At 71.0% G+C, this 21,859-nt stretch carries 22 protein-coding genes and 1 pseudogene; 12 read left to right on the top strand and 11 right to left on the bottom strand.

Translation table 11 applies throughout. The features are described 5' to 3' along the window. Nucleotides 1–660 precede the first annotated feature (660 nt). Both SSMG_RS47630 and SSMG_RS47635 read left to right on the top strand, forming a co-directional pair. Nucleotides 661–1,125: pseudogene (locus tag SSMG_RS47630) on the top strand (fatty acid desaturase); the annotation flags it as partial. A gap of 154 nt (nucleotides 1,126–1,279) precedes the next feature. Next, the gene (locus SSMG_RS47635; RefSeq protein ID WP_353611755.1) at nucleotides 1,280–1,702 is read left to right on the top strand and encodes a fatty acid desaturase; all 423 of its coding nucleotides are present in this window, start codon (nucleotides 1,280–1,282) and stop codon (nucleotides 1,700–1,702) included. A gap of 143 nt (nucleotides 1,703–1,845) precedes the next feature. On the opposite strand, the gene SSMG_RS14795 is transcribed toward SSMG_RS47635, so the two are convergent. Both SSMG_RS14795 and SSMG_RS14800 read right to left on the bottom strand, forming a co-directional pair. Continuing rightward, nucleotides 1,846–2,421 carry a DUF305 domain-containing protein gene (locus tag SSMG_RS14795; RefSeq protein WP_037713707.1) on the bottom strand — a complete coding sequence of 192 codons (576 nt, stop codon included), beginning with the start codon at nucleotides 2,419–2,421 and terminating at the stop codon, nucleotides 1,846–1,848. Nucleotides 2,422–2,479: 58 nt separating this feature from the next. Beyond that, entirely contained in the window at nucleotides 2,480–2,851 is a 372-nt protein-coding gene (locus tag SSMG_RS14800; protein WP_037713710.1) for a hypothetical protein, read from the bottom strand. Between the two features lie 214 nt (nucleotides 2,852–3,065). On the opposite strand from SSMG_RS14800, the gene SSMG_RS14805 reads away from it, so the two are divergent. The 3 genes from SSMG_RS14805 (at nucleotide 3,066) to SSMG_RS14815 (ending at nucleotide 5,720) form a co-directional block, all read left to right on the top strand. Further along, on the top strand, nucleotides 3,066–3,689 hold the full coding sequence (locus tag SSMG_RS14805; RefSeq protein WP_009077066.1) for a superoxide dismutase: 624 nt from the start codon (nucleotides 3,066–3,068) through the stop codon (nucleotides 3,687–3,689). Between the two features lie 394 nt (nucleotides 3,690–4,083). Further along, nucleotides 4,084–4,992: a helix-turn-helix transcriptional regulator gene (locus tag SSMG_RS14810; protein ID WP_037713712.1), complete on the top strand. Its 909-nt coding sequence runs from the start codon at nucleotides 4,084–4,086 to the stop codon at nucleotides 4,990–4,992. Between the two features lie 248 nt (nucleotides 4,993–5,240). After that, nucleotides 5,241–5,720, top strand: coding sequence for a hypothetical protein (locus tag SSMG_RS14815; RefSeq protein ID WP_100266791.1), 480 nt, complete (start codon nucleotides 5,241–5,243; stop codon nucleotides 5,718–5,720). Between the two features lie 316 nt (nucleotides 5,721–6,036). Here the strand turns inward: SSMG_RS14815 and SSMG_RS14820 are convergent, their stop codons facing one another. The 3 genes from SSMG_RS14820 to SSMG_RS14830 all read right to left on the bottom strand — a co-directional run bounded on the left by SSMG_RS14820 (nucleotide 6,037) and on the right by SSMG_RS14830 (nucleotide 7,782). Further along, the gene (locus SSMG_RS14820; RefSeq protein ID WP_037713714.1) at nucleotides 6,037–6,318 is read right to left on the bottom strand and encodes a DUF3040 domain-containing protein; all 282 of its coding nucleotides are present in this window, start codon (nucleotides 6,316–6,318) and stop codon (nucleotides 6,037–6,039) included. Between the two features lie 178 nt (nucleotides 6,319–6,496). Beyond that, on the bottom strand, nucleotides 6,497–6,763 hold the full coding sequence (locus tag SSMG_RS14825; RefSeq protein WP_009077073.1) for a GlsB/YeaQ/YmgE family stress response membrane protein: 267 nt from the start codon (nucleotides 6,761–6,763) through the stop codon (nucleotides 6,497–6,499). Between the two features lie 122 nt (nucleotides 6,764–6,885). Continuing rightward, the gene (locus SSMG_RS14830; RefSeq protein ID WP_037713717.1) at nucleotides 6,886–7,782 is read right to left on the bottom strand and encodes an RNA polymerase sigma-70 factor; all 897 of its coding nucleotides are present in this window, start codon (nucleotides 7,780–7,782) and stop codon (nucleotides 6,886–6,888) included. 151 nt (nucleotides 7,783–7,933) lie between these two features. Here SSMG_RS14830 and SSMG_RS14835 point away from each other — a divergent pair, with 151 nt between their 5' ends. The 3 genes from SSMG_RS14835 to SSMG_RS14845 all read left to right on the top strand — a co-directional run bounded on the left by SSMG_RS14835 (nucleotide 7,934) and on the right by SSMG_RS14845 (nucleotide 10,444). Next, nucleotides 7,934–8,557 carry a class I SAM-dependent methyltransferase gene (locus SSMG_RS14835; RefSeq protein WP_009077075.1) on the top strand — a complete coding sequence of 208 codons (624 nt, stop codon included), beginning with the start codon at nucleotides 7,934–7,936 and terminating at the stop codon, nucleotides 8,555–8,557. Between the two features lie 105 nt (nucleotides 8,558–8,662). Further along, the gene (locus SSMG_RS14840; RefSeq protein WP_037717196.1) at nucleotides 8,663–9,193 is read left to right on the top strand and encodes a Chromate resistance protein ChrB; all 531 of its coding nucleotides are present in this window, start codon (nucleotides 8,663–8,665) and stop codon (nucleotides 9,191–9,193) included. A 111-nt stretch (nucleotides 9,194–9,304) separates the two neighbouring features. After that, complete coding sequence (locus tag SSMG_RS14845; RefSeq protein ID WP_009077077.1) at nucleotides 9,305–10,444, top strand: MFS transporter; 1,140 nt, start codon at nucleotides 9,305–9,307, stop codon at nucleotides 10,442–10,444. A gap of 8 nt (nucleotides 10,445–10,452) precedes the next feature. Here SSMG_RS14845 and SSMG_RS14850 read toward each other — a convergent pair whose 3' ends face one another. Together SSMG_RS14850 and SSMG_RS14855 are read right to left on the bottom strand one after the other, a co-directional pair. Further along, nucleotides 10,453–12,516 carry a phosphocholine-specific phospholipase C gene (locus tag SSMG_RS14850; RefSeq protein ID WP_009077078.1) on the bottom strand — a complete coding sequence of 688 codons (2,064 nt, stop codon included), beginning with the start codon at nucleotides 12,514–12,516 and terminating at the stop codon, nucleotides 10,453–10,455. A 124-nt stretch (nucleotides 12,517–12,640) separates the two neighbouring features. Further along, nucleotides 12,641–13,612: an Lrp/AsnC family transcriptional regulator gene (locus SSMG_RS14855; protein WP_199785911.1), complete on the bottom strand. Its 972-nt coding sequence runs from the start codon at nucleotides 13,610–13,612 to the stop codon at nucleotides 12,641–12,643. A gap of 103 nt (nucleotides 13,613–13,715) precedes the next feature. On the opposite strand from SSMG_RS14855, the gene SSMG_RS14860 reads away from it, so the two are divergent. Both SSMG_RS14860 and SSMG_RS14865 read left to right on the top strand, forming a co-directional pair. Beyond that, a complete protein-coding gene (locus tag SSMG_RS14860; RefSeq protein ID WP_037713720.1) occupies nucleotides 13,716–15,113 on the top strand; it encodes an FAD-dependent monooxygenase in 1,398 nt (465 codons plus the stop codon). Between the two features lie 10 nt (nucleotides 15,114–15,123). After that, a complete protein-coding gene (locus tag SSMG_RS14865; protein WP_037717201.1) occupies nucleotides 15,124–15,756 on the top strand; it encodes a class I SAM-dependent methyltransferase in 633 nt (210 codons plus the stop codon). A gap of 5 nt (nucleotides 15,757–15,761) precedes the next feature. Here SSMG_RS14865 and SSMG_RS14870 read toward each other — a convergent pair whose 3' ends face one another. The 3 genes from SSMG_RS14870 to SSMG_RS14880 form a co-directional block, all read right to left on the bottom strand. Continuing rightward, on the bottom strand, nucleotides 15,762–16,178 hold the full coding sequence (locus SSMG_RS14870; RefSeq protein WP_009077082.1) for an SRPBCC domain-containing protein: 417 nt from the start codon (nucleotides 16,176–16,178) through the stop codon (nucleotides 15,762–15,764). Then, nucleotides 16,175–16,492: a helix-turn-helix transcriptional regulator gene (locus SSMG_RS14875; RefSeq protein ID WP_009077084.1), complete on the bottom strand. Its 318-nt coding sequence runs from the start codon at nucleotides 16,490–16,492 to the stop codon at nucleotides 16,175–16,177. The genes SSMG_RS14870 and SSMG_RS14875 overlap by 4 nt, the downstream gene beginning before the upstream one ends. Nucleotides 16,493–16,559: 67 nt before the next feature. After that, the gene (locus tag SSMG_RS14880; protein WP_037713722.1) at nucleotides 16,560–17,648 is read right to left on the bottom strand and encodes an ROK family transcriptional regulator; all 1,089 of its coding nucleotides are present in this window, start codon (nucleotides 17,646–17,648) and stop codon (nucleotides 16,560–16,562) included. Between the two features lie 101 nt (nucleotides 17,649–17,749). On the opposite strand from SSMG_RS14880, the gene SSMG_RS14885 reads away from it, so the two are divergent. After that, a complete protein-coding gene (locus SSMG_RS14885; protein WP_037713724.1) occupies nucleotides 17,750–19,021 on the top strand; it encodes a YbiU family protein in 1,272 nt (423 codons plus the stop codon). A gap of 85 nt (nucleotides 19,022–19,106) precedes the next feature. On the opposite strand, the gene SSMG_RS14890 is transcribed toward SSMG_RS14885, so the two are convergent. Next, nucleotides 19,107–20,000, bottom strand: coding sequence for a LysR family transcriptional regulator (locus SSMG_RS14890; RefSeq protein ID WP_009077091.1), 894 nt, complete (start codon nucleotides 19,998–20,000; stop codon nucleotides 19,107–19,109). Nucleotides 20,001–20,072: 72 nt separating this feature from the next. On the opposite strand from SSMG_RS14890, the gene SSMG_RS14895 reads away from it, so the two are divergent. Next, the gene (locus SSMG_RS14895) at nucleotides 20,073–21,857 is read left to right on the top strand and encodes a gamma-glutamyltransferase family protein (RefSeq protein ID WP_009077093.1); all 1,785 of its coding nucleotides are present in this window, start codon (nucleotides 20,073–20,075) and stop codon (nucleotides 21,855–21,857) included. The last annotated feature ends 2 nt before the right edge of the window (nucleotides 21,858–21,859 follow it).

The raw sequence follows: 21,859 nt of genomic DNA on the forward strand, positions 1-21,859 counted from the left end.
GCTGAAGAGCGGCGAACTGACTGCGGCAGTGATGAGTTTTCCTTTCGGCAAAGCCAGAACCGCGACGGAACAAGACGAACCGGGCGGCTGGTCCACGTCGCACCGCCGTCGTCCCGGGAGGGCGCCACTGGCTGATGCCGCGCGGGGCGGCCGAAGCGAGGGCAGCTCGGCGGCTGACAGGCCGCGAGGGAGTGACGGCGGTGTGCCGTGGGCCCGACGACATGGCGTGCGTGCGCCCTGACCGGATCAGCCGGGACTGCCGGCGCACGAGATGTTCTCGGACACCACTGACGGTACACCCTCGGCCGCACCCGGCGCGCCGCCGCGTCCCGGACACCCGGCGGGAGGACTGGCGAGAAGTCCAAGGATCCCGTGGTCGCAAGGGAATTCCGGAGCGAGGCGCGGCACCGGCGGGAACACTCGAATGGACCTGGCCGGGCGCGGCGGAAAAGTTCCCCCGGCCGGGCCGGATTCCCCTTCGCCAACGGTCCGGGGTGTAGGCTCGGCGGCGAGACCTCAGTCGTGCGAGTGCGCCGTCCGGCCGCCGCGACCGAGGGGCGCGGGACCTTCCCGCGAGTACCGGCGCCGGGAGCGCGCCGGGCCTTCATCCTTGTCGAACCACCGCGGTTGTCCGGCACACCATCCGATGCGGAGCGGGAAATGGACAGACCGGCAGAGGGCACCGGGCACGGGAGCGAGTTCGCCGAGCTTTCGGCTCTGGTGAAAGACGCGGGGCTGTTCCGCCGCCGTCCGGTGCACTACCTCGTGCGCGGCGCGGCGGCGTTGCTCGCGTTCGGCGGGGCGTGGGTGCTGCTCGCGCTCGGCGCCGCCAGCTGGTGGCAGCTCGGCACCGCGGCGCTGCTGGCCGTCGGCTACACCCAGCTTTCCTTCCTCGGCCACGACGCCGGCCACAAGCAGATCTTCCGCGGCCGCCGCGCGAACGACGCGACGGGCACGGCGCTGGCCGCGCTGGTCGGGCTGAGCTACGGCTGGTGGGTCGGCAAGCACACGCGCCACCACGCGAACCCGAACCTCGAAGAATCCGACCCGGACATCGACATTCCCGCGCTGGCGTTCAGCGCCCGGCAAAGCCGCGCGAAGGCGGGTTTCCTGCGCTGGATGGCGAAATACCAGGCGTTCCTGTTCTTCCCGTTGCTGTTGCTGGAAGGCGTCGACCTGCACTGGTCGGGGATCAAAGCGGTGCGGCACGGCGGAACCAAGTCCCCCCAGGCTCGACGCGATCCTGCTGGCCGTCCACGTCGCCGCCTATCTCACGGCCGTGTTTCTCTTGCTGCCGCCGGGAATCGCCGCGGTGTTCATCGTGGTCCACCACGCCGCCTGGGGTGTCTACATGGGATGCTCGTTCGCGCCCAACCACAAGGCGATGCCGCACCTGGAACCCGGGCACCGCCTGGACTTCCTCCGCCGCCAAGTGCTGACGTCGCACAACGTCCGCGGCGGCCGCTGGATGACGTACGCGCTGGGCGGGCTGAACTACCAAATCGAGCACCACCTTTTCCCGAGCATCCCGATGGCGACCCTGCACCGGGCACAGCCGCTGGTGCGGGACTTCTGCCTGGCCCGCGGGATCAGCTACAGCCAGGGCGGACTGCTGCGCACCTACGCGGACGTCCTGCGGCATCTGCACCAGGTCGGAACTCCGCTCCGGACGGCGTCGCGGGCCGGGAGCGGCGTCCGGTGAAGGCGGACTGACCTAGGCCGATCGGCCCGGACCTCTGCCCGGCCGGGTGGCTCGGACCTGCCGCACGGCGTCCGCCGCTCTCGACCACGAGTCGGCGGGCAAGGGCGCCGGAGCCGCACCGGCGACCCCGGCACCCCACGCCGTCAGCCCTTCACCAACCCCTGCATCTCGGCGATCTCCGCCTGCTGCGCGTCGATGATCCGCTGCGCCAGCGCCTTGGCCCCGGCATCCGCGCCCTGGGCCAGTTCCGTCTTCGCCATCTCCACCGCGCCCTGGTGATGCTTGATCATCATCTCCAGCCACGACCGGTCGAAGGCCGGGCCCTTGGCCGCGTCCAGGCTTTTCATGTCGGCGTCCGACATCATCCCGGTCATCGCGTGGCCGCCGGACATTTCGTGGCCGCCCGGCATGGAGTGGCTGGTTGCCGGGACGCCCCAGGTCGCCAGCCAGCCTTGCATCTGCCGGATTTCCGGGTCCTGCGCCCGGTCGATCCGGCCGGCCAGGTCGACCACCTTCGGGTCGTTGCTGCGCGACGGCACCATTTTCGCCATCTCCAGCGCCTGCTGGTGGTGCGGGATCATCTGCTGGGCGAACGCGACGTCCGCGGCGTTGTGCCCCGCCTGCGCACTGGGCGCGGGCGCGGAGGTTTCCGCGTTGCCGCACGCGCCGAGCAGGAGCGACGCGGCCAGCACGGCGCCGCTGAAAAAGATTTTGCGCACGAAAAAACCTTCTCTCAAAAGGAAAATTGCGAGGAAAGACCGGAAAGCGCAATGCCGATCAGGTTCGCAACACGCAGAGAGAAGCCAGGACGACGCGGCCCCGTCTGTCGGGAGGGCGGTCGGCGGCGGGGGAGCCGCGCGTGCCGTCGAACACCGCCTTCGCGGCGGGGCGGCGGCGGAAGGCCAGCAGGCCGAGCACGAGCGCGCCGGCCGCGTACAGGACGGCCAGGCAGAGGTGCAGCATCGAATGCTCGCCGGCGGGCATGCCGGAGTCGGCGGCCGGGGCGGACGAGTGCGTCTCGACCGACACCTGGCTCGTCATGGCGTGCCCGGTGCCGGGGGAGGGCACGTGGTGCATCACCGCGATGCCCAGCGCCAGCGCGAACAGCAGCAGCACCCGCTGCACGCTGCCGAGCCGGGACGTCGCCATGGGACTCACCGTACCGGGTGCCGGGGGACCGGCGCGGGCCGGACAAACCGGTCACGCTGAGTGGTCGGCGAAGCCGTTCAGTACTGGAAGTTGAACATTCACTCAACCAGGTTCCAGCCTGTGGCGCCGAGGCCGCCCCCGCTCGCCCGGGGCGGGGGTGTGCTACTAGGTTCGAGGGGGCAAGACTTGATGTCGAAGAAAGAAGGAGGGCCCCATGGCCCGGTACGAGCTGCCCGAACTCGACTACGACTACGGCGCCCTCGCGCCGCACATCTCCGGCGAGATCAACGAGCTGCACCACAGCAAGCACCACGCGACCTATGTCAAGGGCGCGAACGACACGCTGGACAAGCTCGCCGCCGCGCGCGAGGCGGGCGACTTCGGCTCGATCGTCGGCCTGGAGACCACGCTGGCGTTCAACCTGGCCGGGCACGCCAACCACGTCGTGTGGTGGAAGATCCTCTCCCCCGAGGGTGGGGACAAGCCGACCGGCGAGCTGGCCGCGGCGATCGACGAGGCGTTCGGCTCGTTCGACAAGTTCAAGGCCCAGTTCACCGCCGTGTCCACCACCATCCAGGGCAACGGCTGGGGCGCACTGTCCTGGGACCCGATCGGCAAGACCCTGATCACCCAGCAGCTGCGCGACCACCACAACAACCTGATCCTGCCGACCGTGCCGATCCTGCTGGTCGACGTCTGGGAGCACGCGTTCTACCTCGACTACAAGAACGTGAAGCCGGACTACGTCAACGCCCTGTGGAACATCTTCAACTGGGCCGAGATCAGCAAGCGCTTCGACAACGCCGTCGCCGGCGGCAACGGCCTCCTGCTCGGCTGAGTCCGACGCACTGAAGGCACCGGAAACGGGGTCCGGCCCACGCGGCCGGGCCCCGTTTCGCTATTGCGGCGCGGCTTTTGTCGCCCGGGTGGGGGAAATCGCTGCGGCAAATGTCGGGAACTGCTGGTCTGTCGGCACTCGCCGCGCCGCCCGGAAGCCGCTCGCACCGGCGGGATCGGAGTGCATCCGGGCGTGCCCGCGGCACGTTCGCCGAATGCGGACTCCGATCCAACGACCCGATTTGCCTCGCCTCCCCGGCACAAGGACCACCTGATTCAGCGAGATTCGCTGGCATTCGGTGGGTTCTTTCCCCGAACGGAAAAAGCGCCTGGACAGAGCCGGACCGGCGCGGCACCCTGGAAGAGCAACCATGTCGGGGGGCAGGGGGAGCCACATGGCGTTGCGCATTCATTTCACCGACGACGATTTCGGCCGGGCGAGGGGGCGCACCGGCCCCGATCCGCTGTGGGAACTGGTGCTGAGCCTCACCGCGCTGCAGAGCCGCCGCCCGGCGGCCGGGCCGCGGGTCTGGTCCGCGCGCGTCCGCAAGCAGCTTCGCCGGGAGGGGCTGCTGCCGCATCCGCGTCCGGCGCCCGCACTGGAGTTGTCCGCCCGGGCCGCGAAGGCGCTGCCGTCCGGCCGCGGCACGGGGATAGGGAGACCGGCCGAGCGGCGGCAGCTCGGCCCGGTCGCGGGAGACGGCGTCGTGCGCGTGGAGAAAACGAGGCTGCGCGCCGACCTGCAGACGTTTTTCGTGCACGGAGTCGCGCCGTCGTGGGTCGGCGAGGTGGCCGACGGGGCCCGCGCGCTGCTCGGATCGGCGCTCACGTCGTACGGCGCGGCGCGCGAGACTCCGGTGCGGCCGTCCGCCGGGAACAGACAGGTCGCGCCGATTCGCTGGGAGAGCCCGGAGTTCTCCGGAGGGCCTTCCGCGGACCGCAGTGTCTACTTCGGAGGCTTGCTCGTGATCCCGGCGTATTTCCGGGTCGTGGAACCGGATCCGGCGACCGGACCGGAGCAGCCGGTGGTACTGGCCCGGGCCGAGGAGCGTGCGCTCGAGGCCGCCCCGGACCCGCTGCCGGACCTGCTCGGCGAGATCCGGGCCCGGGCCCTGCACGCGCTGGCGGTCCCGCGGTCCACCGCCGAACTGGCCGGGGAGATCGGCGTGACCCCGGTCGCGGCGAGCAAACACACGAGTGTCCTGCGCCGCGCGGGGCTAGTCGAAAGCCAGCGGGACGGGAATACCGTCCGGCACGCGGTGACGGCCACCGGGCTGGCGTTGCTGAGCGCGTCCGGCGCTTAAGGGCGCGGTTCGGAAGAATCCCACGTACTGGCGGACGACGGCGGCAATAAACGACGCGGCTAAACGGGGCGACCAGGGTCGTCCGAGGTTGCCTCTGTGTGGCGTTACGCACGAATGAGTGAAAAGAACGGGTGAAATCGGGTGTTGGCGCGGTGCCGATTGCCCGCCGCGGACGCTTTTTCCCGCGACTTGGGCACATTTGTTCGCAAACCCTCCCGGGTTCCCGGTTTTCCCGGCATTCTCGGAGCATGGCTTCTGGTGGTTTCCGCGGGTCCGCGGTGCGCGGGCGCGTGTTCCTCCTCCCGGTCCTGGCCGCGGCGGTCGCGGTCTCGGCGCTGGCCGGGGTCGCGCTGGGGCTGTGGATCCACCGGCAGGGCTCGGCGGCGATCGACCGCGCGCCCGGCCGGTCCGTAGTTGCCGCCGTCCAGCCCGGATCCGGTGCCCTGCGCGGGACCGAGGGCGCCGCGGTGCCCGACACCCGGCGCGTCCGGTGGACCGCCCCGGACGGCGGCGCCGAGGAAGCGACCATCCCGCTGCGCTCCGACCCGGCGGCCCGCGGCCTGACCCGCGTCCGCGTCGACGCGCGGGGCCAGCTCCGGTCCTCGTCGCCGGACCGGCTCGACGTGCTGTCGGTGTCGCTGATCACGACGATCGCCTGGGAACTGGTCACCGCCATCGCGGGATTCGCGCTGTACCGCCGTTTCTCGCGGGGGCGCGTCGCCGCGTGAGGGGATGGCGGCAGAACCGGGGGATCGCTGCGGTACTGCGCTCGGCGCGGTGAAGCTTCTGCCGGACTCGGCTGTGCGCGTGGTCAAGCCGGTGGTGACTGCCGGAGGGCGCGGATCTTCCCGGCGAGGCGGCACCAGGCCTGGATGATCGCGAGGGGTTCGTTGCGGTGAAGCCCACGTCGAGCCTGACTGCCAGCGTGGCCAAGCCAGTCGAGGCGGGGGGTGGCTGCCGAACTCGGGAGGAACTTGTCGAGCCAGCGGGCAAAGGCGCGGATCTTCCCGGCGAACCAGCGCCCGATCCAGGCACGGGCGCGAGTCAGCGCCAATGACAGCGGTAGAACCAGACGAGCGCGAGCGGGATCGCCGTCGTCAGCACGGCGCCCACGATGATCGGCGGGGCGGAGCCCATCCCGAAGCCGACCACCAGGGTCACCAGGCCGGTCAGGAACACGCTGAGCACCCCGAGCGCGGCCGCGGCGAAGGTGACGACCGGCATCGGGCGGAACTTCTCGAAGCGGCGGGCAAGGCGCGGATTTTCCTGGGCGAGGCGGCGTTCGATCTCGTCCAGCTGCTGTTGTTCGTGGTCGCGCAGCGCCATCGTCCGCTCCGCCCGTCGACCTGGCCGGGACTTCTCCGCTGATTCTGCCACGAAACGCGGCCGGAATCCGGGGTCGAGTTCGATTCGAAGCTCCGTGCGGGCGAGGGCGCGGAATGCGGCCGGTGCGCCGCGAAAGCGAAGGGGCGGCCCGCCGGATGCGGCCGGCCGCCCGCACGGGTCAGTCGCGGCGGCGGCCGCCCACGATGAGCCGGTAGCCGGTCAGGATGACCAGCGCGCCGAGCACCGCGAGACCCCACGTGCGCAGGTCGAAGAACGTCCCGAGCTGGGTGTGGAACAGCGTTTTGCCGATCCAGCCGCCCACGAACGCGCCTCCGATCCCGAGCAGGATGGTGATGATGCAGCCGCCCGGGTCCTTGCCCGGCATGAGGGCCTTCGCGATCAATCCGGCGATCAGGCCCAGCACGATCCAGCTGACAACGCCCACGTCGGTCCTCTCCTCGGTACGGCGGCGGCCCGGCGGGCCGCCTCTGGTCGGACCAGGATGGCATGGTCCGACCGGGTGGCGCGCGCCAGCTTCGGGGCCGCTTTCCGCGGCCCCGGCCGGATTCAGCGGCGCAGGGAGGTTTCCGTGTCCATATGCGACAGTTTGGCCGGATTCCGCACCGCGTACAGGCCGGTGATCTTGCCCTCGTCGATGCGGAGCGTGAGCACCGTGTCGACCTCGCCGTCGAGCTTCAGCACCAGCGCCGGGTGCCCGTTGACCTGCATCGGGCGCAGCGGTGCGGGGATCTGGGCGCTCCCGGCGGCCAGCAGGCGCGCGACCTTGTCCGCGCCGACGATCGGCCTCAGCACCGCCTGTTTCACGCCGCCGCCGTCGCCGAGGAAGACGACGTCCGGGGCGAGCAGATCGAGCAGTCCCTGCAGGTCGCCGGTCTCGACGGCCCGATGGAACGCTTCGAGCGCACCCCTGGTTTCGGCGGGCGTGACGTCGCCGCGCGGACGGCGGGCGGACACGTGCGACCGCGCCCGGTGCCCGATCTGCCGCACCGCGGCCGGGGTTTTGCCGACCGCCTCGGCGATTTCGTCGTACGGCAGGTCGAAGACCTCGCGCAGCACGAACACCGCGCGCTCGGTCGGCCGCAGCGTTTCGAGCACCAGCAGCATCGCCATCGACACGTGGTCGGCGAGTTCGACGTCCTCGGCCACGTCCGGCGCGGTGAGCAGCGGCTCGGGCAGCCAGGTGCCGACGTAGGACTCCTTGCGCCTGCCGAGCGTGCGCAGCCGGGTCAGCGCCTGGCGCGTGGTGATCCGGACCAGGTAGGCGCGGTGCTCGCGGATCTCGTCGAGGTTGACGCCCGCCCACTTCAGCCAGGTCTCCTGCAGCACGTCCTCGGCGTCGGCGGCCGAGCCGAGCATCTCGTACGCGACGGTGAACAGGAGGTTCCGGTGGGCGAGGAAGGTCTCGGTGGCGAGGTCCGGGCTCGCTTCGCCGGGCGCTGTCATGGGTGGCTCCTTCGTGCTCCGGGGTCGATCGCCCACAGGACGCCGGCCGCCGGGAGTTTGTGACATCAGGTCCGGTCGGCGTCGTGGCCGAAGTCCCCCGCGGGATGCGAGGGTAGCCGGAGAAGACCTCGGCGGAGAGGAGTTCGCGACGATGGCGGAGCGGGGACCGGACTGGCTGCGGCGGACGTGGGACAAGGCCGCGCCGCGCTACGACCGCGACATCGCGTGGCTCGAGCGGGCGCTGCTCGCCGACGGCCGCGAATGGGTGTGCGGGCAGGCTTCGGGGGAAGTGCTGGAGGTCGCGGTCGGGACCGGCCGGAACCTGCCCTGGTATCCGCCGGACGTGCGCTTGACCGGAATCGACCTCAGCCCGTCGATGCTGGACCTGGCCCGCGGCCGGGCCGCCGAGACCGGGCGGGAGGTGACCCTGACCGAGGCCGACGCGCAGTCGCTTCCGTTCCCGGACGGCACGTTCGACACGGTCGTCTGCACGCTGGGCCTGTGCGGCGTGCCGGACGAACGCGGCGCGCTCGCGGAGATGCACCGGGTGCTGCGGCCGGGCGGGCAGTTGCTGCTGCTGGACCACGTCGGCAGCCACCGCCGGTTCGTTCTCGCTGCTCAGCGGCTGCTGGAGAAGCTCACCGTTTGGCAGCTGGGGGATTACCTGACCCGGCGGCCGCTGCCGTTGCTCGCCGCGGCCGGGTTCGAGGTGGAGCGGGCGGAGCGGAGCAAGGCCGGGATCGTGGAACGGGTGGCCGCGCGGAAGGCCGCTTAGTCCTGCGCGGTGGATCCGGTGCGGCAGAAGGAAAGCGCGAACCTCGATCGCGAGCTGCACCAGTGCGCTACCTGGACGCATGTAACACGTGCTACATTCACCGCTGTGGCAGGGGACAGATGGCTGGTGCTGGTAGTGCGGGTGCCGTCCGCGCCGTCGCGGCACCGGGTCGCCGTGTGGCGGGAGCTGCGGCGGGCAGGCGCGTTGTCGATCGGGCAGGGCGCCTGGGCGGTGCCGGACGTGCCCGGGTTCGCCGGAGGCGTCGCGCGGGTCGTCGAGCTGGCCGAACGCGGCGAGGGCGAGGTGATCACGCTCGACGCCGCCGAACGCGACGGCTCGCGGCTGGCGGAGCTGTTCACTGCCGAGCGGGAAGAGGAGTGGGCGGAGTTCCTGGCCGACTGCGGGAAGTTCGACGCGGAGATCGCCAAGGAAATCCGGATCGGCAAGTTCACGATGGCCGAGCTGGAGGAGGAAGAGCAGAGCCTCGAGCGGTTGCGGCGCTGGCATCGGGACTTGAAGGCTCGCGACGTGTTCGGCGCGCCCTCGGCGGCGGAGGCCGAGCAGCGGCTGAAGCAGTGCGCGGAGCGGCTCGCCGACTACACCGAGCAGGTTTTCCAAGCCCTGCACCAGATGTGAAGGGCCGCCCGCGGCGGCGAGGGGCCGACGTGCGTTCCCGGGTTGAGCGGCTCCCTTCGCAGGCGACACCAAAGCGGGTCTTCCGGCCCGGACCGGAGGTGAGGATTTCCGATGCGTTCTGCTGAGCTGCGTCCGCTGTACGCCGCCGGGTTCGTCACGGCGTTCGGTGCGCACAGCATCGCCGCCAGCCTCGGCGCGTACACGCACGGCGATTCCTTGCTGACCCTGGGATTGCTGCTCGCGGTCTACGACGGGGCCGAGGTCGTGCTCAAGCCGGTGTTCGGTTCGCTGGCCGACCGGATCGGGCCGCGGCCGGTGCTGCTCGGCGGGCTGCTGGCGTTCGCGCTCGCGTCGGCGGCCTTCGTCGTCGCGGGAAATCCGGCGGCGGTCGGGCTCGCGCGATTCGGTCAGGGCGCGGCCGCGGCGGCCTTCTCGCCCGCGGCCGGAGCGCTGGTCGCGCGGCTGTCGCCGACGAAACGGCAGGGGCGCGCGTTCGGCGGTTACGGCGCGTGGAAGAGCGTCGGGTACACGCTGGGCCCGTTGCTCGGCGGCGTGCTGATCACGGTAGGCGGATTTTCCTTGCTGTTCGGCACTCTTGCGGTGCTGGCCTTCGTGGTCGCCGGATGGGCCGCGCTGGCGGTGCCCGCGCCGGAGCCGTTGCCTCGGCAGCGGCAGACCGTGCTCGACCTTGCCCGCCGGCTGGCTGAGCCCGGGTTCCTCCGGCCGACCGCGGTGCTGGCCGGGACGACCGGAGCGCTCGCGGTCGGCATCGGATTCCTGCCGGTGACCGGGGCGGCGAGCGGGCTCGGCACGGTCGCGACCGGCGCGGTGGTGTCGGTGCTGGCGTTGTGCTCCGCGCTGGTGCAGCCGTGGGCCGGTCGGCTGCGGGACGCCGGACGGATCCCCGACGGATGGGGGATGGCCGGCGGGCTGCTGCTGACCGCGGCCGGGTTGGCTTTGGGCGCGCTCGTGCCGGGCGTCGTGGGGGTGGTGGTCGCGGCGGTGGCGATCGGCGCCGGGGTCGGGGTGGCGACGCCGATCGGGTTCGCGCACCTCGCTGGTTCCGCACCGAAGGAACGGCTCGGGCAGACGATGGGGGCGGCCGAGGTCGGTCGTGAACTGGGGGATGCCGGTGGTCCGCTGTTGGTCGGCGCGCTCGCGTCGGCGGCCACGCTGGGGGCGGGATTCGGCGGGCTGGCGGTAGTGCTGGCCGTGCTGGGCTTGGTGGTGGCTGGCTTCCGAAGGCGGTGATCGGGAGGTCAGCTGGTAGCGATAGCCGGATCGCTCGTCGAGGCCCGGCCGGTTTCCGCGTGGCCCGCGAAGCGCCGGACGTATTTCCCGTCGTGATCCGCCTTGACCGTGATGTCGTACCAGCCGTTGGCCACACCCCACTTCGGAACCGCGCGTGAGGTGCCTGGGGCGAGCGTGTAGTGGTACGACTCCGAAGGCGCGTACGCGTCCACGCCGGTGAAGGTGACCGTGCGGCTGGTCGGGTTCTTGAACGTCACCGTCACGTAGCCGTCGTAGTGCCGGGCGGTCACCTCCGGGCCCAAGCCGCCGACCGTTCCCTCCTGTTCGCGGAGCCAGCCGTTCGGGCCGAAAACTGAGTACTGGTACCAATCTCCCGCGCCGCTGGGCAACTGCCAGCTGTCGGTGACCGACTTGTGGCCTTCCACGGTGTACGGCCACGGACCGTCGGAACGCATCCGGGACGTCACGTGGAATCCGGCTCCGGCGTCGCCAAGGTTGGCGAAGGTGAAGTACATCCGGCCATCGCGGGCCTCGGTGTCCGCGGCCAGGTCGTACGGCAGCGGGCGCGCTTTGCGGGTGCCGGGTTCCTGTTTCGGGAGCGAACCGTTCGACGGGGGCACCGGGTGATAGGTCGGCGGGGTGCGGTGATCGGCGGGCGGCTGGTATCCGCCGGTGCCGGGCAGGGACGGGACACCGCTGTTGGCTCCGGTGAAATCGAACGCCGACGTGAGGTCCCCGCACACTGCGCGGCGCCACGGCGAAATGTTCGGGTTGTGCACGCCGAAGCGCTTTTCCACGAACTGGATCAGCGAGGTGTGGTCGAAAGTCTGCGAGCAGACCCAGCCGCCGGTGCTCCACGGCGAGATGGCCAGCAGCGGAACGCGCGGGCCGAGTCCGTAAGGCATTCCTTTGGCGTACGACGCGGCCGCGCCGCCTTCGTACCATTCGCCGGCGACGCTCGCCGTCGACTTTCCCCAGTTCGCGTCGCGCGGCGGATACGGCGGCACGACGTGGTCGAAGAAACCGTCGTTCTCGTCGTAAGTGATGAGCAGGACGGTTTTGCTCCACACGTCCGGATCGGCCGTCAGCGCGTCGAGGACGCCGGAGACATACCAGGCGCCGTAATTGGCCGGCCACGCCGGATGCTCGCAATACGCTTCCGGGGCCACGATCCAGGAAACCTGCGGCAGGCGGTTCGCCTTGACGTCCGCGGTGAGGTGGTCGAAGAAGCCCTCGCCCGCGGTGGCGTGCGTGCCGGTGCGGGCCTTGTCGTAGAGCGGCGTGCCCGGAGCCGATTTCTGGTACTGGGTCAGGTAAAGCAGCGAGTTGTCGCCGTAGTTGCCGATGTACGGGTCTTTCGTCCAGCCCCAGCCGTGGTCCTTGTCGAGGCCGTCGCCGACGTCCTGGTAGATCTTCCACGAAATCCCGGCCTTTTCCAGGATTTCCGGGAAACTGGTCCAGCCGTAGCCGGTTTCTTCGTTGCCCAGCACCGGTCCGTTGCCGGAGCCGTCGTTTCCGGTCCATCCGGTGTACAAGTAGTACCGGTTCGGATCGGTCGAGGAAAGCATCGAGCAGTGGTACGCGTCGCAGACGGTGAACGCGTCGGCGAGCGCGTAGTGGAACGGGATGTCCTTGCGGGTCAGATACGCCATCGTGGTGCGGGTTTTCGCCGGGATCCACTTGTCCCACCGGCCGGTGCTCCACGCGGTGTGCGTGCCGTTCCAGTCGTGGTTGAGATCCTCGATGAAGGTGAGGCCCAGGTTGTCCTCGGCGGGCCGGAACGGCAGCGTCACGGCGCCGCTGGAATCGGCCTGATGCCACACCGGTTTTCCGTTCGGCAGCGAAACCGGACGCGGGTCGCCGAAGCCGCGGACGCCGTTGAGGGTCCCGAAATAGTGGTCGAACGACCGGTTTTCCTGCATCAGCACGACAACGTGCTCGACGTCCGCGAGGGTGCCGGTGCGCACGGCGGCCGGCACCGAGGCTGCCCGCGCGATGCTCCCGGGCAGCGCAGTGCCGGCGGCGGTCGCCGCGGCGAGCTGCATGAATCTGCGACGGCTGACCGATGACATCGGTGTCTCCTCGACAAGTCGCGGACGCGTTCGGGAATTTCCCACCGGGAAAGCCGAACGAATCATCGACGGATCGCCGGTGCGCTGTCAACCGCCGACCGGGATGGCGCCCGTTTGTACTGCGTCACCGCCGGTTTGCTGCCTGTTTCACCGTCTTGATCACCGGGGCCGTTTCCACGTGGGTGACCGCGGGCAGCGCGGCGACGCTGGTGGTGAGGTAGCGGTACAGCTCTTGGTGACTGGCGCACACCACGGTCGCGTACAGGTTGGTGGGGCCGGTGGTCGCGGCGGCGTAGGCGACTTCGGGGTGCGCGGCGAGCGCGGTGCCGGTTTCTTCCAGTGCCGCCGGGGCGACCGAAAGCCACAGCAGGGTCCGGATTCCCTTGCCGTACAACCGCCAGTCGAGGTCGAGGTCGAAATACAGCACGCCCCGTTCGCGCAGCTCCGCCATGCGGCGGCGGACGGTGGTCGCGGACCAGCCGGTCGCGGCGGCGAGCTGTTCGAATCCGGCGCGGCCGTCGTCGGCGAGCGCGGCGAGGAGTGCGCGGTCGCCGTCGTCGAGCGTCGCCGGTCCGGGCCGGAGGGGGAGCGGCGGCGGGCGCAACCGGGTGACAGCGGCGTCGTCCAGCGTGCCGATTTTGGCGACCACGCTGTCGGAACCGCCGTAGAACGCGTGCAGCACCGAATGCGCGGTGACGCCTTCGACCCGGGGCGTGCGCGGGAGTTTGGCCAGCAGCAACGCTTCGCTGTCGGCCGAGTTTTCGATCCGGACTGTGCAGGTGATTTCGGTGCCGCCGGACGTCAGGCTCACCCAAGCGGTGTCCGGCCGTCGTGCGAGGGCTTCGGCGACCGCGCCCGTCGCGCTGGGGGCGCACCGGATGCGGAGGAACCATTGCACCGCACCGAAAGCTGCCTCGTTGACGCCGCCGATGACCCGGACCGCTCCGGTCGACCGGAGCCGGGCGTAGCGGCGGGCGACGGTGCGATCCGACACGCCGAGCGCGTCGGCGATCGCGCTGAACGGGGCACGGGGGTCGATCTGGAGGGCGTGCACGAGTTGGCGGTCGAGATCGTCGTAGTCGGAATCCACCTCCATGAGGGTACTCGTGTCGGAATCCGCCGTTCGCACGTCGCTTTCTGGCTCGCGGACTGCTGCCGGGCCGAGAGTCGGTTCCGAACGACCTACGAGAGGAGAGACCATGACTGCCGAGGTGCTGGTCGTCGGAGCCGGTCCGACCGGGATGACGATGGCGAACGAACTCCAGCTCGCCGGGGTGTCCTGCGTGCTGGCGGACCGGCTGCCGCGAGCCGGCGAGCTGTCCAAAGCAGGAGGATTGCAGTCCCGTACGCAGGAGGCGCTCGACCAGTGCGGCCTGCTCGAACCGTTGCTGGCCACCGGCGACTATCCGGTCACCACCGCGCATTTCGCGGGCAATCTGCTGCCGCTGGTCCGCGATCGGCACCGGTTCCCGTGGCGGTCGCTGCCGCAGGTGGCGCTGGAAGGGTTTCTGGAGAAACACCTTGCCGCGCAGGGTGTTCCCGTCCGGCGGAACCACGAACTGGTCGGGCTGGAGCAGGACGCGGAGGGCGTCACCGCGACTTTCGCCAACGGGGTCGTGGTCCGGGCCCAGTACCTGGTCGCGGCCGACGGCGGGCGCAGCACGGTACGAAAGCTGCTCGGCGCGGAGTTCGCCGGGCGTCCCGGGACCGCGACGACGGTGGCCGCCGACGTGCGGCTGAGCGCCGAGGTTCCGATGCACACGATCACCCCGGAGGGTTACCGCGCGCAGGTGTTCCCGCTGGGCGCCGACTCCGAAGGACGACCGCTGCGCCGTCTGACGTTCGGGGGACCCGGTTGGTCGCGGGAACGGGACGTGCCGGTCACCGAGGACGAAATCCGCGCCGGGCTGAAGACGGTGTTCGGCGACCGGGTGGAACTGGTCGAACTCCGGTACGCGCGGCGGATCACGAACGCGGCGCTGCAGGCCGTCCGGTACCGGCACGGCCGCGTTTTCCTCGCCGGCGACGCCGCGCACGTGCATCTTCCCCTTGGCGCGCAAGGCATGAACACCGGAATCCAGGACGCGCTGAACCTCGGCTGGAAGCTCGCCGCGGCGGTGCGCGGCACCGCGCCCGAGGGCCTGCTCGACAGCTACCACGCGGAACGGCATCCGGTCGGCGCGGCGGTGCTGCGCAATGTCCAAGCGCAGACGCTGCTTCTGGACGACGGTCCCGACGCGGCCGCGGCCCGGTCGTTGTTCGCGGATCTGGTGCGCTTGCCGGAAGTCCAGTACTTCCTGGACGACCTCCTGTCCGGCATGGGTTTCCGCTACGCCGTCCCGGGCAGCGAGGACCATCCGCTGGTGGGGCTTCCCGCCTCCGGCCTCGGTCCGGGACTGCGAGCCGGACGCGGTGTTCTCGTCGATCCCGAAAGGCAGTTGGGCGCTCTCGCGGCGCGGTGGGCGGACCGGGTCGACCGCGTCGAGACGGGAACCGAGCCGATGCTGGTCCGTCCGGACGGATATGTGGCGTGGGCCGGCGACCCGGACGGGGCGGAGCCAGCGATTCGCCGGTGGTTCGGCGCGCCGGTGGGCTAGCGTGGCCGTCGTGCAGACCTGGCTGACCGACACCCGGACCTCGTACGACACCGTCGCCGCCAGCTACGCCGACCGGTTGCGCGACTCGATCGCCCGAAGCCCTTCGCTGCGGATGACCCTGGGATTGTTCGCCTCGCTGGTGCGCGAAACGGGTCCGGTGGCCGACGTCGGCTGCGGCACCGGACACGTCACCGCGCACCTGAACGGCCTTGGCCTGCAAGCGTTCGGCCTTGACCTTTCGCCCGGCATGATCGAGGTGGCCCGGCGAGACCACCCGGCGGTGCGGTTCGCGGTCGGCTCGATGACCGCCCTTCCGCTGCCCGACGCTTCGGTGGCCGGTCTGCTGGCGTGGTGGTCCCTGATTCATGTCCCGGACGAGGAGGTGCCGACGGCGCTCGCGCAGTTTTACCGCGTGCTGCGGCCGGGAGCGCCGGTCGCGATCGGCTTCCACGTCGGTGCCGTCGCCCGGTTGAAGACGCAGGGCTACGGCGGGCATCCGATGCAGGTGCACGTTTATCGCCGCCGTCCCGCGCAAGTGTCGGAGTGGTTGCGCGAGGCCGGGTTCACCGTCGAGGCGGAATGGGTGGAGCAGCTGGACAGCGAGGTGCCGCAAGCGGTCGTTTACGCTCGCCGTCCAGCCTGAGGACTTCAGCCGAGGTCGAGCTTCGCCAGCCGCGGCAGCACGCCGTCGCGCCAGCCCGGGCCCATCCGCTCGCACGCGTCCGCCTGGCGTTTGTCGTCGAGGTCGAAGCCGGAGTGGTTCAGCAGGAGGCGGGTGCCCTGGCCCTCGGCGACCAGCGTCCAGGCGAGGGTCCAGTTGTCGTTGAAGGTGTAGACCAATTTCACCGGCGGCTCGGATTCGACGACACGGCACGGGATCGAGCCGAATCCGGGCATTTCCAGGTGGAACTCGTGGCCGACGTCCGGGCCGACGTCCGGGCCGACGTCGCCGGGCACCCACCACTTCGCGTGCAACTCGGGATCGGTGAGCGCGCGCCAGACCTTTTCCGGTGCGGCGGCGATGAACTGGTCGACCGAGATACTGCCGGTCCGGGCGTACGTCACGGGGTTTCCTCCTCGTTTTCCAGCAGGTCGGCCATGCTGCGCAGCCGGCCGCGCCAGAACCGTTCGAACGGGTGCAGCCATTCGCCGACCTGCTCCAGCGGTTCGCTTTCCAGGTGGTAGAAGCGTTGCCGCCCCACGGGTTCGTCGCGGACCAGCGCGGCGTCGCGCAGCACCTTGAGATGCTCGGCGACCGCCGGACGGCTCAGCTCGAACCGCGCCGCGAGGTCGCCCGCCGTGCACGGGCCGTCCGCGAGGATCTCCAGCAGCCGCCGCCGGACGGGATTGGCGAGGGCGAGGAAGACGTCGTCGGGCATGACGCTACGTTACGTCGGAAGTTCCCGACATGTCAACCGGCGGTGCTGGAGCGGATCAGGATGACCGTCAAGAGCTGACCGTCAGAACGGCGCTCCGCAACGCACGCACGGCTTCGTCTCGTGCGCCGGTCAGGGCGGGGGAGTCGGTGGCGTGCGGGGCGCGCAGGGGAACGTTGCGGGGGAGCCGCGCGAAACGGTCTGACACTGCGTCGAGCACGTCAGGACCCCACGGGCCGCCCAGCACGATGAGTTCGGGGTCGGACACGGTCACCAAAGCCAGGAGCACGCCGCAGATCGCGTCGGCGAGGGTGGCGCGGACGGTGTCGGAGGCGAGCGCGGTTCGCAGGGCGGCGACGTCGATCGTGGTCGAATCCGGTTGGCGGACACCGAGATCCGCGAAGACGTCGATGAAGGCCATCGCCCGGCCGTCCGGGCCGCGGGTGAGGACGTGCGCGATTTCCCCGGCGAAACCCGCGTGGCCCCGGCGCACTTCGCCGTCAGCGACCACCGCGCAGCCGAGTCCTTCGCCGAGGAACAGATAGGCGAAATCGTCGGCCGCCCGTTCGGTGCGGGCGGCCCAGTTGACGTCGTTGTCCACCGTGACCGGGCCCGCCACCAGCGGCGCGAGGACGTCGGCGGGCGAGAGTTCCCCGAGCAGGAACGGGGAATCGGGCAGGTGGACGAGCTTCCCGGTCGCGCGGTCGACCGGATCGGCGGCGCTGACGACCGCGAGCCGGAGCGGTCCGGCCTCGTCCGCGACCTGGGCGGCGGCCTTGCGCAAAGCCTGCGCGACCTTCCGCGGGCGCACCGGGCGGCCGAGGTCTTCGACGTCCCGGGCGAGCACCTCGCCGAACACGTCGACGGCTTCGGCGACCGCGCCGTCGTGGGCGATGCTGACCATCAGCGCCGTGCCGAGGTCGTCGGCCAGTGCGTAATAGGTGCCGACGCGGCCGCGGCCGGTGGTGCGTTCGCCGGTGTCGCGAAGCAGGCCGGCCTCGGCGAGCCGGGCGACGCTGTCGCCGACCGCGGGCTTGGAAATGCCGGTGCGGGCGGCGATTTGCGCGCGCGTCAGCTGCCGTTCGGCGAGCAGCGCCCGCAGGACGTGCTCGTCGGTCAGCGACCGGAGCAGGTCGAGGGAGGGCTTGGCCGGGGTCACCGGCGCGAGTCTAGCCGATTTAGTCAGGACTGTTGCCTGAATCGGCGCGGGTGCCTTACCGTCGGTTCAGTAAGGAGCCCTTCCTGAATGGAGCGAGTGCCATGCCGCTGCCCCCGTTGCCGCACTGGGAGACCACGCCGGACGACCTCCCGGCCGCGATTCGCGAGACCAAAGCCGCGCTGCGGGCGCGGATCGAGGCGTCCGGGCGCACCGTGGAAGAGGTGTTCGCGGTCGTCGAGGCCCGCGTCGCCGCGGCGGTCGAGGAGATCGAGGCGGCGAAAGCGCGCGGCGAGGAGATCTGGCCGGTGCTGGAGTACGCCGACCTCGAGGCGGGCCGGGTCTCCGAAGACGACCTGGCCCGGCTGCGGAAGCGCGGGTGCCTGGTCGTGCGCGGGCATTTCCCGCGCGAGCAGGCGCTGGCCTGGGACCAGGGAATCGTCGACTACGTCGAGGGCAACCGGTTCTTCGAGCACTACCGCGGTCCTGGCGACGATTTCTTCGGCACCGTCGGCTCGCGGCCGGAGATCTACCCGATCTACTGGTCGCCGCCGCAGATGGAGGCGCGGCAAAGCGACCGGATGGCTCGCGTGCAGGCGTTCCTCAACGCGCAGTGGCGCTCCGAATCCGACGGCGTCCGGTGGTTCGACCCCGGCCGGGATTCGCTGTACCCGGACCGCATCCGCCGCCGCCCGCCGGGCGCGGATTCCGGCGGCCTCGGCACCCATCTCGACCCGGGCACGCTCGACCTCTGGATGACCGAGGCGTACCAGCGGGCGTTCCGGCAACTGTTCGACGGCGCCGTCGAGTCCTACGATCCGTGGGACGCCGCGCATCGCACCGCCGGGCCGCAGTTCGAAGGCTCGACGATGTGTTCGGTGTTCCGCACCTTCCAGGGCTGGACCGCGCTGTCGGACATGGAGCACGACCAGGGCGTGCTGCACACGGTGCCGATCCCGGAGGCGATGGGCTATCTGCTGCTGCGCCCGCTGCTGGCCGACGTGCCCGACGACGACATGTGCGGCGTCACGGTGAACCAGGTGTTCCCGGCCAGCGAAAAGTGGCATTCCTTGCTGCTGCGGGCTTCCAGCGGGATTCCGGACGTGCGGGCCGGGGATTCCGTGTGGTGGCACTGCGATCTCATCCACAGCGTCGCGCCGGTCAAGGACCAGCGGGGCTGGGGCAACGTCATGTACATCCCGGCCGCGCCGTGGTGCCCGCGCAACGAGGCGTACGCCGGGGCGGTGCGGGAGGCGTTCGAGTCCGGCTCCAGCCCGGCGGACTTCCCGCCCGAGCATTACGAACGGTCGTGGCCGGACCGGTTCCCTCTCGCGCAGCTGAACGAAACCGGCCGGCGCGGTCTCGGAATCGGCTGACAGTGGTCTGGCGGGTGGGCCGGTAAAGTTGTTGGTACGAAAGGGAAGTCCCGCGTGCCGGCGGGGAGCCGCACCGGGACGGCCCTTACGCGCCGCTGCGGTCGGCCCCGCCGGTGGCGATGTCGAGAAACGCCTGAGTTGCCGCACTGATCGGCCCGGACCGATATATCAGCCACTGCGGGAGCGTCTCCGGCGGCGAGAACCGGAGCACCTCGGCGCCGGCCCGGCGGGCGAGATCCGTCCAGCCGTCCGGCATCAGGCTCGCGCCGATTCCGCGCAGCACCATCGGCAGCACGACGCTCCGGTCGCCCACCTCGGCCGCGATCGACAGGTCCGGCACGCTCGCCGCGAGCCGGTCGAAGAACCCGCGCACCGCGGTCGGCGAAGTCGTGACCACGAACTGCATGCCGCTGAGTTCGGCCCGCTCGAGGGTCCCGCCCGAGCCGATTTCCGTGCCGGGCGGGGCGACCAGCAGCAGCTCCTCGTCCCGCAGGTGGTGCGCGACCAGGCCCGGTCCGACCGGACGTTCCGCGCTCCCGCACACCCCGGCCTCGCACCGGCCCTGCACCACCATCGCGACCACCTCGGCCGCCGACAACGCCGCCGACGTGCTCACCAGAACGCCTGGATACCGCGTGCGCATCTCGGCGATGATGCTGATCACCGGCTCCAGCGCGGACGACGACGTGGCCGCGACGTCGATCCGCCCGGCCGGTCCGTCGCCCGCCAGCCGCGCGGCGGCGCGCAGGGCGTCGAGGTCGCGCAGCACCAGCCGGGCGCGTTCGGCGAGAAGCTCGCCGGCGTTCGACAGCACCGCGTTGCGCCCGACCCGATGGAACAGCTCGACGCCCAGATCCTGCTCCAGCTTCGCGATCGCTCGCGACAACGACGGCTGCGCCACCCGCAGAGCCCGCGCCGCGTGCGTGAACCCGCCGTGCTCGGCGATCGCGACGAAGTACTCCAGCTGGCGGCGTTCCATAGCGATACGCTATCGGACTGGTGCCTCAGATGCCTTTGACGTACCGCCCGCCCGCGCGCGACGATAGGGCCCATGGTCCAGACGCGCCCGACGCTGCAGGGCACCTTCGGCATGGTCTCGTCCACCCACTGGCTCGCCTCGGCCGCCGCGATGGCGGTGCTCGAGGACGGCGGCAACGCCTACGACGCGGCGGTCGCCGGCGCGTTCGTGCTGCACGTCGTCGAACCGCACCTCAACGGCCCCGGCGGCGAGGTGCCGATGATCCTCGCCCCGGCGGGCGGCGCGCCGAAGGTCTTGTGCGGGCAGGGTCCCGCGCCGGCCGGGGCGACGATCGAGCACTACACCTCGCTCGGCCTGGACCTCGTGCCCGGCACCGGCCCGCTCGCCGCCGCGGTGCCCGGCGCGGTCGAGGCGTGGCTGCTCCTGCTGCACGACCACGGCACGAAATCGCTGCGCGAGGTCCTCAAGTACGCCATTCACTACGCGGCCGACGGTCACCCGGCGGTCGAGCGCGTCGGCGCGACGGTGGAGACCGTCCGCGAGCTGTTCGAGAACGAATGGACCACGTCGGCCGAGCTGTATCTGCCCGGTGGGGTCGCGCCGAAACCCGGTGGGCTGCTGAAGAATCCCGCGCTCGCCGAAACCTGGCGGCGGCTGATCGCGGAGGCGGAGGCGGCCGGGAGCGGCCGGGAAGCGCAGATCGAGGCGGCGCGGAAGGCGTGGCGCGAGGGCTTTGTCGCCGAAGCGCTCGCCGCCTTCGCCGCGAAACCGGTCATGGACTCTTCCGGCGAACGGCACGCGGGCACCCTCACCGCCGACGACCTCGCCGCGTTCCGCGCGGCCTACGAGGACCCGGTCACCCACACCTGGAACGGCTGGACCGTGGCGAAAGCCGGGCTGTGGAGCCAAGGTCCGTCCTTCTTACAGCAGCTGGCCCTCCTGCCGGACGAGTTGGAGTACGCAACGCCGGAGTACTACCACCGGCTCATCGAGGGCACGAAGCTCGCGATGGCCGACCGGGAAGCCTGGTACGGCGACAGCCCGGAAGTCTCCGTCGAGGCGCTGCTTTCCCCGGAGTACACCGCCGCCCGGCGCAAGCTGATCGGCGAGCGCGCGTCCTTCGACCTGCGGCCGGGCAGCCCGGAAGGCCGCACGCCTCGGTTGAGCCGGCACGTGCATTACGTCGCGGGCGGCGGAGTCACCGCGTCGGCGATCGGGGCGGGGGAGCCGACCGTCGCGAAGGACGGCCTGACCCGCGGCGACACGTGCCATCTCGACGTCGTCGACCGCTGGGGCAACATGATCGCCGCGACCCCGAGCGGCGGCTGGCTGCAGTCCAACCCGGTGGTGCCGGAGCTGGGTTTCCCGCTCGGCACCCGGCTGCAGATGGCGTGGCTGGACCCGGGCCTGCCGAACTCGCTCGCCCCGGGCAAACGGCCGCGCACCACGCTTTCGCCGTCGCTCGCGCTGCGCGACGGCGTGCCGGTGATGGCGTTCGGCACCCCCGGCGGAGACCAGCAGGACCAGTGGAACTTCCACTTCTTCCTCGGCACGGCCCTGCGCGAGAAGGTCCGCGGCGGGCTCGACCTGCAGGGTGCGATCGACGCGCCGAACTGGCACACCGACAGCTTCCCGAGCTCGTTCTACCCGCGCGGCATGGCGGCGGGGAGCGTGACGGTGGAATCGCGGATCGGCGCGGAGGCGATCGCCGCGCTGGAAAGCCGGGGCCACGACGTGACGGTGGGGGAACCGTGGTCGGAGGGCCGGTTGTGCGCGGTGGCGCGGGATCCGGAGACCGGGGTGCTTTCGGCGGCGGCGAATTCGCGGGGCGCGCAGGGGTACGCCGCGGGACGGTGACC

This window comes from Streptomyces sp. AA4 (genome assembly GCF_000158875.1).
GTDB lineage: Bacteria > Actinomycetota > Actinomycetes > Mycobacteriales > Pseudonocardiaceae > Amycolatopsis.